The following is a 15,473-nucleotide window of genomic DNA, read 5'->3' on the forward strand; positions in this document are numbered from 1 at the left end:
CGCTCGGGTGGTAGCACTTGGACGTAGCTTTGATGCGCGCGCTGATGGGAATGATCAAGGATAGACACGGGACTTACTACGTCCAACGGCGAGTGCCAGAACGATTGCAAGAGGCGGTCGCCCGCGTGCTCAATTCAGGCCGGGAACGCCAAGTCTTCCTCAAGAAGTCGCTAGGCACCAAGAACCTCAAGGCGGCGAACGTGGCCGCAACGCATGTTCTCGCAGAGTTCGACCGGACGCTTGCGGATGCCGAGGCGCTGCTGAAGGAACGTCCTGTTATCCCATCCCTGACAGATGCGCAGATAAGGCGAATGGCTGAAGCATTCTACGCGGGGAGATTGGCGAATGACGAGGAGGAGCGCCGCGAGGGCACCGGCTCCGAGCCGTTGTTTCAAAGCATTGCGGAGCAGCTCAGTGCGGCGGGTATCAAGTACCAGACCCCATTTGCCGTTGGCGTCACGCCAGAAGCGGGGCTATCGGACCGCGAAGTTCTGAAGCGCGCAGGCACACTCGAATACGAACTGGCCATCGTTCCTCCTGCCTTGGCTCGCGGTGACATCAGCGTCATCCGTGAGGAACTGGACGAACTGATGAATGATTTCCAACTCAACGTTGACCGAAAAAGCCAATCATACCGAAAGCTCGGTATGGCGGTCTTGGCAGCCTATGTTCGCGCTCTCAGGGACATCGAGAGGCGGAACGCGGGTGAACCGATTGAGACACCCCCATCTGCTTACGTGCTTCCTGAGCTTCTTACGGGTGAACAGGGAGGCACGCTACGCGAAGCCTTCGAGGGCTGGAAGAAAGAGCGCGAGAGGCCCGAGGGTACGGTGCACGAATACGGACGCGCTATTGAGATGTTTATCCAACTCCACGGCAACCTTCGGGTCTCGGAGATGAGACGCTCTCACGCTCGCACTTTCCGTGAGGCGCTTCAGTCGGTGCCCAAGACGCGTAAAGGCTCGCTCCTCAAGGCATCATTGCCGGAATTGAGCGAGTACGGGCGTAAGCACCCATCCGTCGCAAAAGTCTCTCCGGGGACCGTGAACAAGCAACTGGGCGCCGTGCAGGCGGTTGCGGGGTGGGGCCACCACGCGGGCCTAGTCCCCGAGGATGCTCCGTGGTCTGATCCGTTCAGCGAAATGCGGCTTGAGGAGGAGCAATCCGAGCGCGAGCCGTTCGATGCCCGCGACCTGCAAACCATTTTCAACGCTCCTCTGTTCTCCGAGTACAAGCTCCCCATCGGCGGGAAGGGCGAGGCTGCGCTATGGTTGCCGTTGCTCGCACTCTTCGCCGGAGCGCGCCAAGCCGAGTACGCTGGTCTTCGTGTGTCTGACGTCCGTGAGGACGAGGAGACAGGCGTTCCGCTCATGTGGTTTACGCGTGACACCAAGGCAGGACGGCGGCTCAAGACAAAGACCTCGGAGCGCGTCGTGCCTGTGCATCCGCAGCTCACTGCGCTCGGTTTTCTTGAATACGTGGCTGCACGGCGCAAAGAGGGTGAGCGAGCTTGGCTGTTCCCTACGGTCGCCCCCGATCAGAAGGGCGCACTGAGCGCTTGGTCGAAATGGTGGGGCCGCTATCTACGAAATCACTTGGGCATCAATGACCGTAACAAGGTCTACCACAGCTTCCGTCATGGCTTTCAGGATGCACTCCGGCGCACCACGCCTGATGAAGAATTGCGGGACGCCCTGACAGGGCGAAGCAGCGGGAAATCAGTTGGTCGGACCTACGGGGCCAAGGAGATGTTGCGCCGTTGGGGTGCCGAAGCCCTCAAGCGAGCAGTTGATGAAATCTCGTATCCCGGTCTGGACATGTCGCGTGTCCGCACGTTGGGACCTGTTAAGCGCACCCGCGGCACCAAGGCGTCCCGATGATGCCCCAAGGCTGCTCTGAGGTTTGCGAGAACCGCGTCGGCTGACGCGCGAGGAGCGGACGGCGCCGGAGCCGGCAGCTCGCAGTTTGACCATTTCGGACGTTGAGCTTTTGACCTGTTGATCTGGGTCAACGCGAACATCGATTTTAATGGGATTAGTCGTTCCAAACGGAGGGAGACCAAAATGAAGCTCTCATTCGCATTAGCGGCTACCCTGCTCATAACCGGGTTCGTGGCCGCGAGCACTGAGAAAGCCAGCGCTGTGGTATACTGCACATACGTTGGTTATCCCGCCAATTGCGTCGTACGGCCGGGCGTAGTGCTGCGGCCGCGGCCCGTTGCGCGACAAGCGGTGGTGGGTGCAGGGACTGTAAATCGCGGTGGCCCGGTCAATCGCGCTGGCAGACGTTAATTGGTCGTTTTGCGAGATTTGTAAACCTGCACGAAATCCCGACGTGGGATCTCCGCAGAATAGTTTTATGCAATCTGAGAAGAAGGGCCGTATCATGAAATTGATGGCTTCAGCAATTTCTGCGCTGTCTTTCGTGGCGCTCTCGGCAATTCCGCTCAACGCTCAGCAATACAAAATGCAAACGCCGATACCGCCGGGCGTTGCAATCCCGGACAAGGTGGAGACCCGCCTCGGGACGCTGAACTTCTTCGACGGCTTTCCCGACGATGCGACCGTGGAAAAGCTCTACGACAATCTGGACTTCCAACACGCCGTCCAAGCCTACCTGTTGGCCCTGGCTCCAGTGAATCAGCTCGCAAACAGAAAGGGAATCGCAGAACTGGGTCCGTTCAATCTAACGGTGCCGATCTTCGAGGATAGGATGGACTCGAAGTCGCTTTTTCTCACCCCAAACAACAACACGCCGTACACGTGGTTTTGGCTCGACCTGCGGGACGGGCCTCTGGTGCTCGAAGTGCCACCCAATGTGCTCGGCCTCATCAACGACATGTGGTACAATTTTGTTACCGATGTCGGGCTCGTCGGGCCGGACAAGGGTGTGGGCGGCAAATACCTGATCCTGCCGCCCGGCTACAACGGCGAGGTGCCGAGCGGATACTTTGTCGTGAAGCCGGCGACCTTCAGCGTCTGGGTTCCGTGGCGCTCGTTCTTGGTGAACGGCGATCCGAAGCCGGGCGTCGACTCGGTCGAACAGCACACGCGAATCTATCGCCTGAAAGATGCTGCCAATCCCCCGAAACTCAATTTCGTGCATGTTTCCGGCAAGGCATTTAGTACGCTGGCGCCGGGAGATTATCCCTTTTGGGAGTATCTGAATCAGGTTGTGCAGGAGGAGCCGACCGATACAGTTGACCCGGTCACACTCGGCCTCTATGCATCGGTTGGCATCCAGAAGGGTAAGCCCTTCGCGCCCGATGCACGGATGAAAAAAATCCTGACCGAAGCCGCCTTGGTAGGTGATGCCACCGCCCGTGCAATCAATGGCCGGTTGCGGATCAAGGAGAGCTACTATTATCCTAACAGCGCGTGGCGGACGGGCTTCTTCGGCGGCTACAAGTTCGAGGAAAACGGCGCGCGTATTCTCGATGCCTACTCGGCATTCTTCTTCTACGCGACTGGCGTGACGCCGGCGATGGATTCGAAGTCGGTTGGCGAGGGATCGCAGTACATGGCCGCGTTCGTTGATAGCCAAAACAAGCCACTTGACGGCGGAAAAAATTACAAGCTGCACTTGCCGCCTAACATCCCAGTCAAGCAATTCTGGTCGGTCATCCTCTACGACAATCAGACCCGCTCGATGCTCCAGACCGATCAACGTTGGCCAGCCGCAACCAGCCAGAACCCGAAACTCATGCCGAACGCGGACGGGTCAGTGGACATCTATTTCGGGCCCAAGGCGCCGGCCGGCAAGGAGAACAACTGGGTGCAGACAATCCCCGGCAAGGGATGGAACACGCTCCTGCGCCTCTACGGTCCGCTCCAGCCGTGGTTCGACAAGACTTGGCGGCCCGGCGAGATTGAGCCGCTGTAGCAAGGAGGAGTTGCAGCTTCGGCGCGCGCCTCCTCATCTCAAGTGTTGGCCCATCGCGATCATCCCGGCGCGGTCTGCGGCCGACCGCTGTTCACCTGTAAGCGGACAATGTGCTGAGCTTCTGAAAGAAAGGGCCGCACCTGGGGCTCCAGACTGGAAAACCTTGGGTGCGACCTTGGCCTTCTTACGTTACCTTCACGAGGTAGCCTTTGGTGGCGGAACCTCGCCCTTCGACCTTGTAGAGTACTCCCAGTTCACGAAGCGCGGCCGAAAGATTACTGGCGACTTTCGCAAGGTCTTCCTTGAGTCTTCCGAACTGTCTGCTGGTCAGCGATAGCTGAGTGCGAATGTACGACAGAGGCGTTTGCCCCGGCTCGCGTGTCCGCATCAGCTCGATTACGGCTTGAGCGACGGAGTTGCTGCGCGGTGCGTAGACCTTTGGCCCATCAGGCTCGAACTCCCATACAACCTGCTTGAGCCCCGGCATGTTCGTGTGGATGTCTCTCAGGATGGCGTCTCCACGCCAGTCCTTGGGTAGGACAATGTACACATCGGCCTCCGCGCAACGCCCCTCAGTATCGGTTACACGCCTGATGCAAATGCGGTTGATGGCTTGGATCACTGATGCCGAGACGTCCTTCTGAGAGATGACAGCCAAGATGTCCTCGTGTTCGCCGTGGCGGGGAGCCTTGAGCCACGAGGCATCCTTGGGCCCGTCGATGGCGAACACGTTGTTGATCGGCCGCGTCGGATCTTGCCAGTAGAGCCCGAAGATCACAGCCACGTTGCAATGTTGCCAATCATTCTTCCCGTCCACAGCGCCCCAGTAGCCGACCTGCAACGGCAGTTCTTTTGTGCTGTAAGTGCCAGCCAGGTCTTTCGCGCACTTGTGGACGCAGAGGAACACCTCTCTTCCCTCTGGCAGTTGCTTTCGCAATTCAGCGGCGAGGCGGGGCAGGCGTGTATGCTTCGTCTTCTCCATCTTGGTTTTGCCCATGCCCGAGGTCGTGCGCGCGACGTGCAGGGTCACGTTTTCGTAGCTGCGAATGCCTTGAGGTACATCGGCAATCATGACACCGCCGCCCAGTAGCTCATAAGTGACGTTGGAGCGAGCTGTTGCATCCAGCACCAGAACACCCGGCATGCCCTTAGGGATGATGTAGCGCGCAGAGTTCAGGGTGTGTTGGGCACCGCTGCGGTGATAGTAGGCGAACTCTTCGAGCATGACCTGCACCGCCTCAAGCACGGTTGACACGTTGTGTGCAGCATCCTCGGCGAACAGGTCGGGATCGAACTCGACAGTGCCCAAAGCCTCGTGGAGAGCTTCAATCTCCGAGGCGTGCTCGGGGAAGCCCTGAGCCCACAGAGGCACCGTCTGAGCATCGCCGCGGGCTTGCTCTTGTTCCCGCTTGTCGAGGTAGCGCTGTAGGTTCGTCAGTGTTTTGATAGCACCTCCGAACTTGTCCCTGTCCTCGTGCGGTATCGCTCGCAACACCAGTTCAATGTCCTTGCTGCTGACCCGATGGTGGCTAACTGAGTTCAGCAGGGCCTCGTCCACCACGACAAGATGGCGCTTGCCTCCAGCCCACGAGTAGAGCGAGTTCCAACGCTCCTCTGAGCCCGACCCGAACGACCAGCAGGCGCGCATGAAGGCGGCGTGGGTGATCACCAAGACGTCCGCCTCGGCCATTTCGTGGGCCTTGAGCTTACCCTCGGTGTGACTGGTGACCGCTACGGGACGTCCAGCGATTGCGTTGATCTTCTGCACCAAGCTGTCAGCGTCCTTGATAAGCCGTGTGACGATCAGAGTGCCGATTGGCGTCCCTTCGCCCTTCGCGTTGGCTTCCGCTTGGAGAGCTGCGTAAACACAGGTGCCCTCGGTCTTACCTGAGCCCGTTGGAAGAGGAACCACCACAGAAGGCTTGAAGGGACTGTCACTCGCATTGTTGATGATCAGTTCTCTGGACCTGCTCTCGAAGACGCACCAAGCCTCCTTGAGGGCTGGTGTGGCTGGCATGTAGCCGTCAGAGATTTCGGACCAGTGTTGAACCATACGGTTCAGGAAGATTTGCGACGGCACGAGAGCAAGCCCGTGCTGGTCGATAGAGGTCTGCAAAGCAGAATTGTCCTTGAATTGAACACGACCCCTCATCCGACCAAAGGACGGTCAGGAAGTGTCATGTTTGATGATTGTTAAAACCTCCCCCTTTTTCTCCTAAGAGAACAATCAAGGTGGAGCTTGAGGGGGAGATCGGGGTGTGAGAGAGTTGACGGTGAAAAGCTCGAACCGCGGCGGTCTTTGAGCTTGCCTTGTGGGCCACAGGGAGCCCGTAGGGTTCGTTTGAGCGTCTTGGTGCGGCAACAGCCATCACCCAATCAAGAACGCCTCAGTGGAGTCCCCTGAGCCCTTACCGGGTATGTTGTGGTTGGGTTGTTTGTTGGTGTTAGTCCAAGGCTTTCAGAAGCCCGGAAGGTGACGTCAGCTATAGGATGTGGTCAGCGAGACAACAGCTACACGTAGAGATTAGTTGATCTTGGTCTGCGGCGTTCCCCTCTCGTGCAGACCAGCAGGCTTCAGGCCACCAACCTGTCGGTCGCCCAAGGCTCACCAGTGGCTTCTATGATCTCCCATTTGTGGCCTCTGGTGCTTGCCCTGCGCGGCTAGTGCCGCTCGCGTCTGCTCAGTCGTCCGAGCTGATAATTGTGTTCAGAAAGTCTTCGGGCCTATCCCGCAGAAGTGCGTATTTGCTGGTTGGTTTGGCCTTGGTGTACGCGAGGACGATGTTGGCGGCTTGAGCTTTCACTCGTGGGGTCGATGGTCCGACAGCGAGCACGAAGGCTTCCCGCAGGGCACCCTCGGCCTTTCCTTCGTCAGTAGGCGGCACGAAGATCCCACCGTCGCTGTTGTTGGCAACCTGGCGGGGCAGGTCAGGCAGTTCACCTTTCGCCTTCAGGCCTTCGATGAATCTATCGGCAAGTTCGTTTGCTCGTGCCCACAGGTGATCTGCTTCGGCGCGGCGCATCCCATCGGGCACACCGTATCTGTAGAACTTGGTCGGGTCGGCCTTCGCAGCCGCGATCCGCGCTTGATCTCGGTGCTTCATCTTCTCGCGAAATTCGGGAGTAGCCCAGAGTTCCTTGAGGCGCGCTGATGTAGCTTGAGTGGCCCTCGGGGCTCCCTTGCCCCGTGCAGACTTCTTTCGTGGGCGAGATTTGGTCGTGGTTGTCATTTCTCTTTTTGATTTCTGCATTGGTTGCTCAGTGCAGTGTTTCGCTCGGGTCGCGCCCGATAAGGTGGGAGAAGAAATCGCGAAGCGCGGTCTCGTAGCCAGCCTGCCATTCGTTCTCGGCAGGATCGCACTCGCAGAGTTCAAGCTCTCCGAAGAGCCAATCGAGTGCTTCATCCCAGTTCAGCTCATCTTGTTCGAGGTCGGTGTCGTTCGTAGGAGATGTCATTTGAGTTCCATGAGTAGTGGGGTGGTGGTCACGCCTGCAGTTCCGCTGATTTCCATTTTGCGAGCTCTGAAGGCGCCTTTGTGTCGTAAGGGAGCCACCTTCGACAGTTAGTGAATTGATTTTGCTCGGTATTGTTGAGCGAAACGACAAAATTAGTGGACTTAGCAAAACGCACTTGGTAAGGGCGCGCGGAGATGACCGCTTTCTTCTCCGACAATCCTGTCTTTCACGATGAACATGCGGCGAGAGCCGCTATGGAGGCGCTGAGGTGGCCAGACGGTCCCGTATGTCCTCATTGCCATGCGAAGCAACAGAGCTTCGAAATCGGTGGCGAAAAGCAGTCGCGTCGCGCGGGGTTGCGTCACTGCAGAGCATGTCGCCGGCAATTTTCAGTGACTGTCGGCACCGCGCTGGAACGTACACGAGTGTCCTACGTGCATTGGATGCGTTTGGCGTATGTTCTCAGTCAAACCGGTAGCCGGACGTTGAGCGTCCCTGAAGTGGCCGAGGCCCTCCACATGACTTACAAAACAGCGGCTCGCATGTTGGAGCGCGTGTCCGATACGCTGGTTACTTACAAGGGGCTGCTGGACAAGAAACGATTTGGGCCGCCAGTGACTGAGTTCGTCGTGAAAGCTCGGGGACCTCAACCTCGACTTAGATTTCCGCAGAATCCCCGCTACGCGAAGCACAGAGCAAGGGTGGGGCAAAGCTATGTGCGATGGAAGGAGCGGTTGAAGCTGGACGCATCAGCCACACCCATCCCGACCGGTGTTCTACGCTCGAAGGAGAACCCTTCGCTGCCACAAGAAAACCTTGATAGGGTCGAGAGGCTCCTGATGGTGGTTCTAAATGTTGAGCAAGCCGAAGCCAGAGCGGCGAGGAAGAAGCGGAGTGGATGGGAGTGGCATCGGCGACGTTTCCAAAAGGTCCGCATACGTCTTCCAAATGGTGCGCGCGCGTAGTAGGCCGAACTCTCTATCTTCGAGAAATGACGACCGCCCCGAGGTGTGTCCGAGCTTCGAGCCAAAGTTCCGCTGCTGCGTGAAGTCTGGCGGCGGCTTGCCCCTTGAAGCCGAACAGTTTGAAGTCAGGGTGGCCGGGTTGGCCAAATTAGGATCCAGCGCGTTGGGAGAGGCTCATTTAGGGAGCCTCAGTAGACTACCAGCCGTGCCCGACGAACCAGAATGCGAGCGCGCCGAACGCCGCAGGGGCCATAGGTGCCCTCGAATGACGCCGCGAGGGCTGCGAGAAAGGTGAAGCAAGCAGCAGGCGTAATCGTCAGTCTCAAGCCCGTTCGAGGATGTTTGCTACGGACTGCGCGTACCACTGACCGCCACGAGCCGTTGGGATGCCTCGCGCATTCAAAGCGTCCGCAATCTGCCGCAGTGTGCTGGCTCCGGCCTTCTGTGCCTCACGGATGATAGGCAGAACGTTCGCTGCGAACTTGTTGGCCTCGGTCGTCACAGCCTCCACCGCGCTTTTGCGGGCCACTTGGAGCTTTGGGTTGCCGAGGGTGACCCCACGAGCCTTGGCGGCCGAGAGGGCCTGCCGGGTGCGGGTGGAGATCAGCGCGCGCTCCTTCTCAGCCAACGCGGCAAAGAGGTGCAGCACAAAGGGGTCAACATCGGGACCAAGCTCGGCCACAAGGAACGGCACCTTGTGAGCCATGAGGCCAGAGATGAAGTGAACGTCGCGGCTGAGGCGGTCGAGCTTTGCCACCCCAACATGGCACCTGAGCTTCCGTGCCGCCGCCAGTGCAGCCTTGAGCTGAGGCCTGCGGTCCAGCGCGTCCGCTCCCTTGCCGGTCTCGACCTCCACGAACTCGCGGGCCACCTCATATCCTTCAGCAGCAGCGAAATGGGCGAGGGCTTGTCGTTGTGCCTCGATGCCTAAGCCAGAGCGGCCTTGGCTGGTGGTGCTGACGCGTATGTAGGTGATGAGAAGTGCTGTTGACACGCCGAAGGTCTCCAGAGCTATTCTGTAAAGAACCTTATCGACCGTTTAGAATTTATACAAGCATACTATGGTGGCTCTTCCGGGCCTGCTTGGACTATGGATAATGGACAAGCATTGCGTGCATTGGGGGAACTAGTGGCAACCGACCTACAAGATTTTTCGCGGAGGCTGTTCGCTGCCGCCGACCAACTCTGGACGAACAGCGCGCTTCGGCCCGACCAATATGCCCAGCCCGTGCTGGCGCTGATCGCGCTGCGGCAGATGGAGGCCAAGTTCGGAGCTGTCCACGCCAAGCTCGCTCCGCAATACAAAGGCCGCTTGAAACCTGCCCCCGCGGACTATCAGGCCAAGGGCGCTATCTTCCTGCCCGAGAATGCCCGCTTCTCACGGCTCCTTTCGTTACCCGGCACAGCCGACCTTGGAGCCGAACTGAACGCCGCCATGAAGGCGATTGCGGATACTAACCCTGATCTGGCCGGGGTTCTTCCGCTGGGCTATGCGGGGCTGCCGAACGACGTTTTGCAAGAATTGCTTCGCCTCCTGGCACCCTTGGAGATCGATGGGGACGCCTACGGTCTCATATTCGAGTACTTCATGGGCCAGTTCGCCTCGTCCTTCATGCAGAAGGGCGGCGAGTACTTCACGCCTGCATCCATCGTGAAGCTCATCGTCGAGATCATCGAGCCTTATCACGGCAAGATACTCGACCCAGCCTGCGGTTCGGGCGGCATGTTTGTGCATTCGGCGGAGTTCGTGCGGCGACACCACAAGTCGCCGTCCAAGGAGATCAGTATTTACGGCATCGAGAAGATGTCCGACACGCTGCGCCTCTGCCGCATGAACCTCGCGGTCCACGGGCTGTCTGGTGACATCCGCGAGGCGAACACCTACTACGACGATCCGCACAAGCTGGTCGGCCGCTTTGATTTTGTGATGGCCAATCCTCCATTCAACCAACCGGAGGTGGACCTTGCGAAGCTGGTCAGCGACACGGGCAAGGTGGACGCGCGGTTTCCGCTCGGACTACCCACCGTCAACAACGCGAACTATCTCTGGATCAATATTTTCTGTGCCGCGCTGAACCAGACTGGCCGCGCAGGCTTTGTCATGGCGAACAGCGCATCCGACGCAGCCGGCAGCGAGCGGGAACTGCGGAAAAAGCTGATCAATACCGGCGCGGTAGATTGCATTGTCGCCGTTGGCCCAAATATGTTCTTCACCGTCACTCTGCCGGTTACACTTTGGTTCTTCGACAAGGGCAAGGTACAGGGGCCACGCAAGGACAAGGTGCTGTTCGTTGACGCGCGACATCTCTTCCGTCAGGTGACGCGAGCGCATCGTACATTCGACCCGGATCAGATCGAGTTCGTGGGCAACATCGTCAGGCTGTGGCGTGGCGAGGAAGTCGAGACGGATGCTGGCAGCGAACCACGCATGTCCGAAGCCTTTCCGAACGGGCGCTACCGCGACGTTCCCGGCCTCTGCAACGTTGCCTCGCGCAAGGATATTGAAGCGCAGGACTGGAGCCTGAACCCCAGCCGGTTTGTCGGCGTCGCACTTGGCAAGAAACATGATAGCGAGGAATTTAAGGAAAAGTTGGAAGCCTTACAGGAAGAGCTGGAGGGTCTCAATGCGGAAGCGGCGCGGTTGCAGAGCCAAATCGCTATCAACGTAGCAGAGTTGTTGGACACATGAAGCTGGCCAGATTGTTAGCCGATCTTTGCATACTTATTGTCGACTGCGAGCATAAGACTGCTCCGCTTGCTTCCGATGGATACCCGTCCATAAGAACGCCAAACGTCGGGCGCGGACGACTGCAGCTCGACGGCGTCAATCGTGTTGACGAAGCAACCTACAGGGCATGGGCCAAACGCGCCATCCCGCAGCCAAATGACCTTATCATTGCTCGCGAAGCTCCTGTCGGAAACGTAGCGATCATTCAGCAACACCAGAAGGTCTGCTTGGGGCAGAGGACAGTGTTGGTTCGACCCGACCCGACGAAAGTAGACCCGGCCTTCCTTTGCTATTATTTGCTCGGAGACTACGCTCAATCACGATTTAAGGCGGCAGCTATCGGAGCAACCGTCCCTCATCTTAATATGAAGGACATTCGAAACCTTCCGATCCCCTCGCTCCCGTCGCTCGTTATTCAACGCCGCATCTCGTCCATCCTCGGAGCCTATGACGATTTGATCGAGGTGAACCAGCGGCGAATTACGCTGCTGGAGGAGATGGCGCGGCGGCTGTTCGAGGAATGGTTCGTCCGCTTCCGCTTTCCAGGCGACGAAGACCATACGATGGTCGAAACGCCGGAAGGGCGACTACCAAAGGGATGGAGCTTGACCTCGTTGGGAGAGCTTTGCCAAGAGATCACGGACGGTTCGCACTCCAGCCCACCATCAGTCGAAGCAGGTCAGATGATGGCCTCCGTGAAAGACATGCGGGACTGGGACTTCGATCTCTCAGAATGCCGCCGGATTTCCACCGAGGATTTTGACGAGCTTGTACGAAACGGTTGCCAACCCATCGTCGGAGACATTTTGATCGCAAAGGACGGAGCGAACCTTAACAAGCATACGTTTCTCATGTGGAGGGAGATGCCGCTCGTCCTTCTGTCCTCCATAGCAATTCTACGGCCACCTCTTGACTTCGAACGGGAGTACCTCGTTGCTCTTTTGAAGTCTGATGCGACTAGCGCAGCAATCAAGCAGATGAAATCGGGGGCGGCTATTCCACGCATCGTTTTGCGCGACTTCAAGCGGCTTCGAATTTTGATGCCGCCACAACATCTTCGAAAACAGTACAACGATGCGGCCACTCCCATTCATGAGCTAATTCGGCGGATTTCTCTTGCAAATGGCAAGCTCGCGAACGCCCGTGATCTCCTTCTGCCCCTGCTCATCTCCGGCGAAGTTTCTGTCTCCTCTGCTGAACAAAGACTGGAGGCCGTCGCCTGATGGCTTCAGCTCCTCAGAACTCACTCTCGGGCATCATCACCAGCGAGGACAAGCTGGTGGAGAAACCGGGCCTCGAGTTGCTGGTAGATCTGGGCTGGACCCACGCCGACTTGTTCAAGGAAGAGCCGGGACCACCGAACCCAACTGGCCGTCTTTCCTTCCGCGAACTTGTCTTGCCCGCGCGGCTACGCGCTGCGCTTCGCAAGATCAATCCGTCGTTATCGGATGAAGCACTGCAACAAGCCGAGATTGCGCTCACTGCCGACCGATCCGCGATGCTGCCGATAGCAGCAAACCGCGAGGTCTACAGACTTCTTCGCGACGGCATCGCGGTTCAAGTACGACGGCCAGACGGCTCACTGAAGGACGAGCGCGTTAGTGTCATCCACTGGACGGACATTCCCACCAACGACTTCTTTCTCGCGTCGCAGGTCTGGATCGAGAGCAACCTCTACAAGAGACGGCCGGACGCCCTCGGCTTCGTCAACGGCATCCCGCTATTGCTCATCGAATGGAAAGACCTCACCCAGCCCATTCAGGAAGCCTACGAGGCCAACCTGCGGGACTATCGCGACACCATTCCGCGCCTGTTTGACTTCAACGGCTTCACCATTCTGTCCAATGGGCTGGAGGCTCTCATGGGCCCAAGCCATGCGCCATTCGAGACTTTTGCTCCTTGGAAACGTCTGGAAGAAGACGGACCAGAAAGCGTGGCTCTGGAGACGATGCTGCGGGCCACCTGCGAGCCTTCGCGCCTTCTCGACCTGGTAGAGAGTTTCTTGCTGTTTGACGACGCGCGCGGCGGACTGCACAAGGTCGTTGCAAAATATCATCAGGTGCTCGGCGTGAACCGCGCCATCGAGGCGGTGAAACAGATCGGCGATAATCGGGGCCGTCTCGGCGTGTTCTGGCATACGCAGGGCAGCGGTAAGAGCCTCTCGATGGTGATGTTCGCCGAGAAAGTACTGCGAAGGCTTGGCGGCAACTGGACGTTTGTGATCATCACCGACCGGCAGGAGCTGGACGACCAGATCGCCGGGACGTTTGCTACTACCGGGGCGCTCACCAAGCTCCTCAAGGACTGTCAGGCGCAAAGTCGGGTCCACCTGCGTGAGTTGCTCGCGGGCCAAGAACGTTATGTCTTCACGCTGATCCACAAGTTCTCGACGGCTGATCGCGAGCCAATGCCGGTTCTGTCAGAACGCGCGGACATCATCGTGATCACCGACGAGGCGCACCGCAGCCAATACGACCAACTCGCCGCCAACATGCGGCGGGCCCTGCCGAACGCGGCCTTCATCGGTTTCACCGGAACTCCGTTGATTGCTGGGCAGGAGGAGCGGACACGCGAGGTCTTTGGCGACTACGTTTCTATCTACAACTTCGCCCAGTCTATCGCCGATGGCGCGACGGTGCCGCTCTATTACGAGGCGAGGAAGCCCGAGCTGCAACTTGCTGCCGAAGAGCTGAAGGACGAACTGGACGCACTGCTAGATGACGCGGAGCTTGATGAGGAGCAGGAGAAAAAACTCCAACAAACCTTCGGCAAGCAATATCACCTGATCACACGGAACGACCGTCTTGACGAGATTGCCGCCGACCTCGTGCGCCACTTCTCCGCCCGAGGCTATCTCGGCAAGGGGATGTTCGTCGCCATCGACAAGGCCACGGCAGTGCGGATGCACGACAAGGTCCGCAAGGCATGGACAGCGGAGCTGGCATCAAGGGAGGAACAGTTCGTCAAAGCTCCGGAGGAGGCGCGGTCCGGTCTCGCCGAGCGTCTCGACTGGATGCGTTCCGTAGACATGGCCGTCGTAGTCAGCCAATCGCAGAACGAGATCGATGATCTGAAACAGAAGGGGCTCAATATCCTCCCTCATCGTGAGCGGATGCAGAAGGAGGACCTTGAGAGCAAGTTCAAGAGCCCCGACGATCCGCTACGTCTCGTGTTCGTCTGCGCGATGTGGATCACCGGCTTCGACGTGCCCACATGTAGCACCGTCTATCTCGACAAGCCGATGAAGAACCACACGCTGATGCAGACCATCGCGCGTGCCAACCGCCGCTCGCCGGGCAAGACCGCGGGCGTCATCGTGGACTATGTGGGGGTCTTCCAGAACCTCCAGAAGGCTCTCGCTATTTACGCCCAGAAGGGAAGCGAGAGCCACCCAATCAGGGATAAGGACGAACTTGTCTCGGGACTGGAGCAGGCGCTCGCAGAAGCCCGCGTATTCTGTGAGAGGTTTGGAGTGGATGTGGACGCCATTTTCCGTGCGGACAAGCTCGCGAGGCTCGCGCTCATCAGTCAAGCAGTCGAGGCGCTTGTCGCACCGGATGAGCGGCGGCGCGGCTTCTTTCGTGTGACGAGCGCAGCGGTGCGAGCCTATAAGGCACTACTGCCGGACGAGCGGGCGGCTCCGTACCTGAAACCGGTAGCAACCCTTCATGTCGTCGCCGAGGCCATTCGCGGGAAGCTCGGTCCGGTGGATATCTCCGCGGTCGCGGGTAAGATTGAGGCGCTTTTGGACGAACGGATCGAGGGCGTCGCTATCACCGCGCCTATCATCGAGGGCGACGAAGCAGGAGGTCGTGTCGATCTGTCGGCCATCGACTTTGACAAGCTCGCAAAGCTCTTCGCAAGCCGACCGCGAACCTCCGCCGAGAAGCTCCGCGCCGATGTCGAGACGAAGGCGCACGACATGGCCGCCCACAATCCGACGCGCGTTCACCTTGTGGAGAAGCTGGAGAAGCTCGTCGAGACTTACAACCTCGGCACACTTGGCGTAGAAGCCTTCTTCGAGGCGCTCAAAGCGCTCGTTGCCGAGATGGAGGAAGAGGAACAACGCGCAGCGCGTGAAGGTCTCACCGAGGAAGAACTGGCCGTCTTCGACTTGCTCACCAAACCCAAGCCGAAGCTCACCAAGGCGCAGGAAGTGGCTGTAAAGAAGGTCGCGCGGGACCTCCTAGAGAAATTGGAAGAGCAGCTCGCCATCGCAGATTGGAAGACGAAGCAGGAGACGCGGGCCGGTGTTCAGAGTACGATACGGTTCACCTTGAACGAGCTGCCAGAAGAGCCATACCCTGAGCCAGTTTGGAACGAGAAAGTGGATGCGGTGTGGGCGTTCATCTTTGCTCGACAGCAGGCACAATCGGCAGCAAGAAGCACGGTGTAACTTATAGACCGTCGGGAAACTCTACGGGGAACCAGATCGCGGCGGG

The 15,473-nt window shown here is 58.6% G+C and carries 10 protein-coding genes; 6 read left to right on the forward strand and 4 right to left on the reverse strand.

All coding sequences use genetic code 11. The features are described from left to right. Positions 1–32: 32 nt before the first annotated feature. The gene (locus XH96_RS07000) at positions 33–1,880 is read left to right on the forward strand and encodes a site-specific integrase (protein ID WP_194391685.1); all 1,848 of its coding nucleotides are present in this window, start codon (positions 33–35) and stop codon (positions 1,878–1,880) included. Between the two features lie 505 nt (positions 1,881–2,385). Continuing rightward, complete coding sequence (locus tag XH96_RS07005) at positions 2,386–3,882, forward strand: DUF1254 domain-containing protein (RefSeq protein WP_194391687.1); 1,497 nt, start codon at positions 2,386–2,388, stop codon at positions 3,880–3,882. Positions 3,883–4,066: 184 nt separating this feature from the next. Here XH96_RS07005 and XH96_RS07010 read toward each other — a convergent pair whose 3' ends face one another. From XH96_RS07010 to XH96_RS07020, 3 genes are all read right to left on the reverse strand, one after another. Continuing rightward, positions 4,067–5,998 carry a hypothetical protein gene (locus XH96_RS07010; RefSeq protein WP_194391689.1) on the reverse strand — a complete coding sequence of 644 codons (1,932 nt, stop codon included), beginning with the start codon at positions 5,996–5,998 and terminating at the stop codon, positions 4,067–4,069. Between the two features lie 565 nt (positions 5,999–6,563). Further along, positions 6,564–6,986, reverse strand: a complete 423-nt coding sequence (locus XH96_RS07015; RefSeq protein ID WP_194391691.1) for a hypothetical protein — start codon at positions 6,984–6,986, stop codon at positions 6,564–6,566. Between the two features lie 154 nt (positions 6,987–7,140). After that, complete coding sequence (locus XH96_RS07020; protein ID WP_194391693.1) at positions 7,141–7,338, reverse strand: hypothetical protein; 198 nt, start codon at positions 7,336–7,338, stop codon at positions 7,141–7,143. Positions 7,339–7,592: 254 nt separating this feature from the next. Here XH96_RS07020 and XH96_RS39780 point away from each other — a divergent pair, with 254 nt between their 5' ends. Then, a complete protein-coding gene (locus XH96_RS39780; RefSeq protein WP_371740157.1) occupies positions 7,593–8,303 on the forward strand; it encodes a transposase in 711 nt (236 codons plus the stop codon). A 322-nt stretch (positions 8,304–8,625) separates the two neighbouring features. Here XH96_RS39780 and XH96_RS07030 read toward each other — a convergent pair whose 3' ends face one another. After that, entirely contained in the window at positions 8,626–9,297 is a 672-nt protein-coding gene (locus tag XH96_RS07030; protein ID WP_194391697.1) for a recombinase family protein, read from the reverse strand. Between the two features lie 135 nt (positions 9,298–9,432). Here XH96_RS07030 and XH96_RS07035 point away from each other — a divergent pair, with 135 nt between their 5' ends. Genes XH96_RS07035 through XH96_RS07045 form a run of 3 tightly spaced genes read left to right on the forward strand, consistent with a single transcriptional unit; the run spans position 9,433 to position 15,427 of the window. Further along, entirely contained in the window at positions 9,433–10,992 is a 1,560-nt protein-coding gene (locus tag XH96_RS07035; protein ID WP_194391698.1) for a class I SAM-dependent DNA methyltransferase, read from the forward strand. Then, positions 10,989–12,254: a restriction endonuclease subunit S gene (locus XH96_RS07040; protein ID WP_194391700.1), complete on the forward strand. Its 1,266-nt coding sequence runs from the start codon at positions 10,989–10,991 to the stop codon at positions 12,252–12,254. Before XH96_RS07035 ends, XH96_RS07040 begins: the two co-directional genes overlap by 4 nt. Beyond that, a complete protein-coding gene (locus XH96_RS07045; protein WP_194391702.1) occupies positions 12,254–15,427 on the forward strand; it encodes a type I restriction endonuclease subunit R in 3,174 nt (1,057 codons plus the stop codon). The genes XH96_RS07040 and XH96_RS07045 overlap by 1 nt, the downstream gene beginning before the upstream one ends. Positions 15,428–15,473 lie beyond the last annotated feature (46 nt).

Source organism: Bradyrhizobium sp. CCBAU 51765 (assembly GCF_015291725.1).
GTDB classification, from domain to species: domain Bacteria; phylum Pseudomonadota; class Alphaproteobacteria; order Rhizobiales; family Xanthobacteraceae; genus Bradyrhizobium; species Bradyrhizobium liaoningense.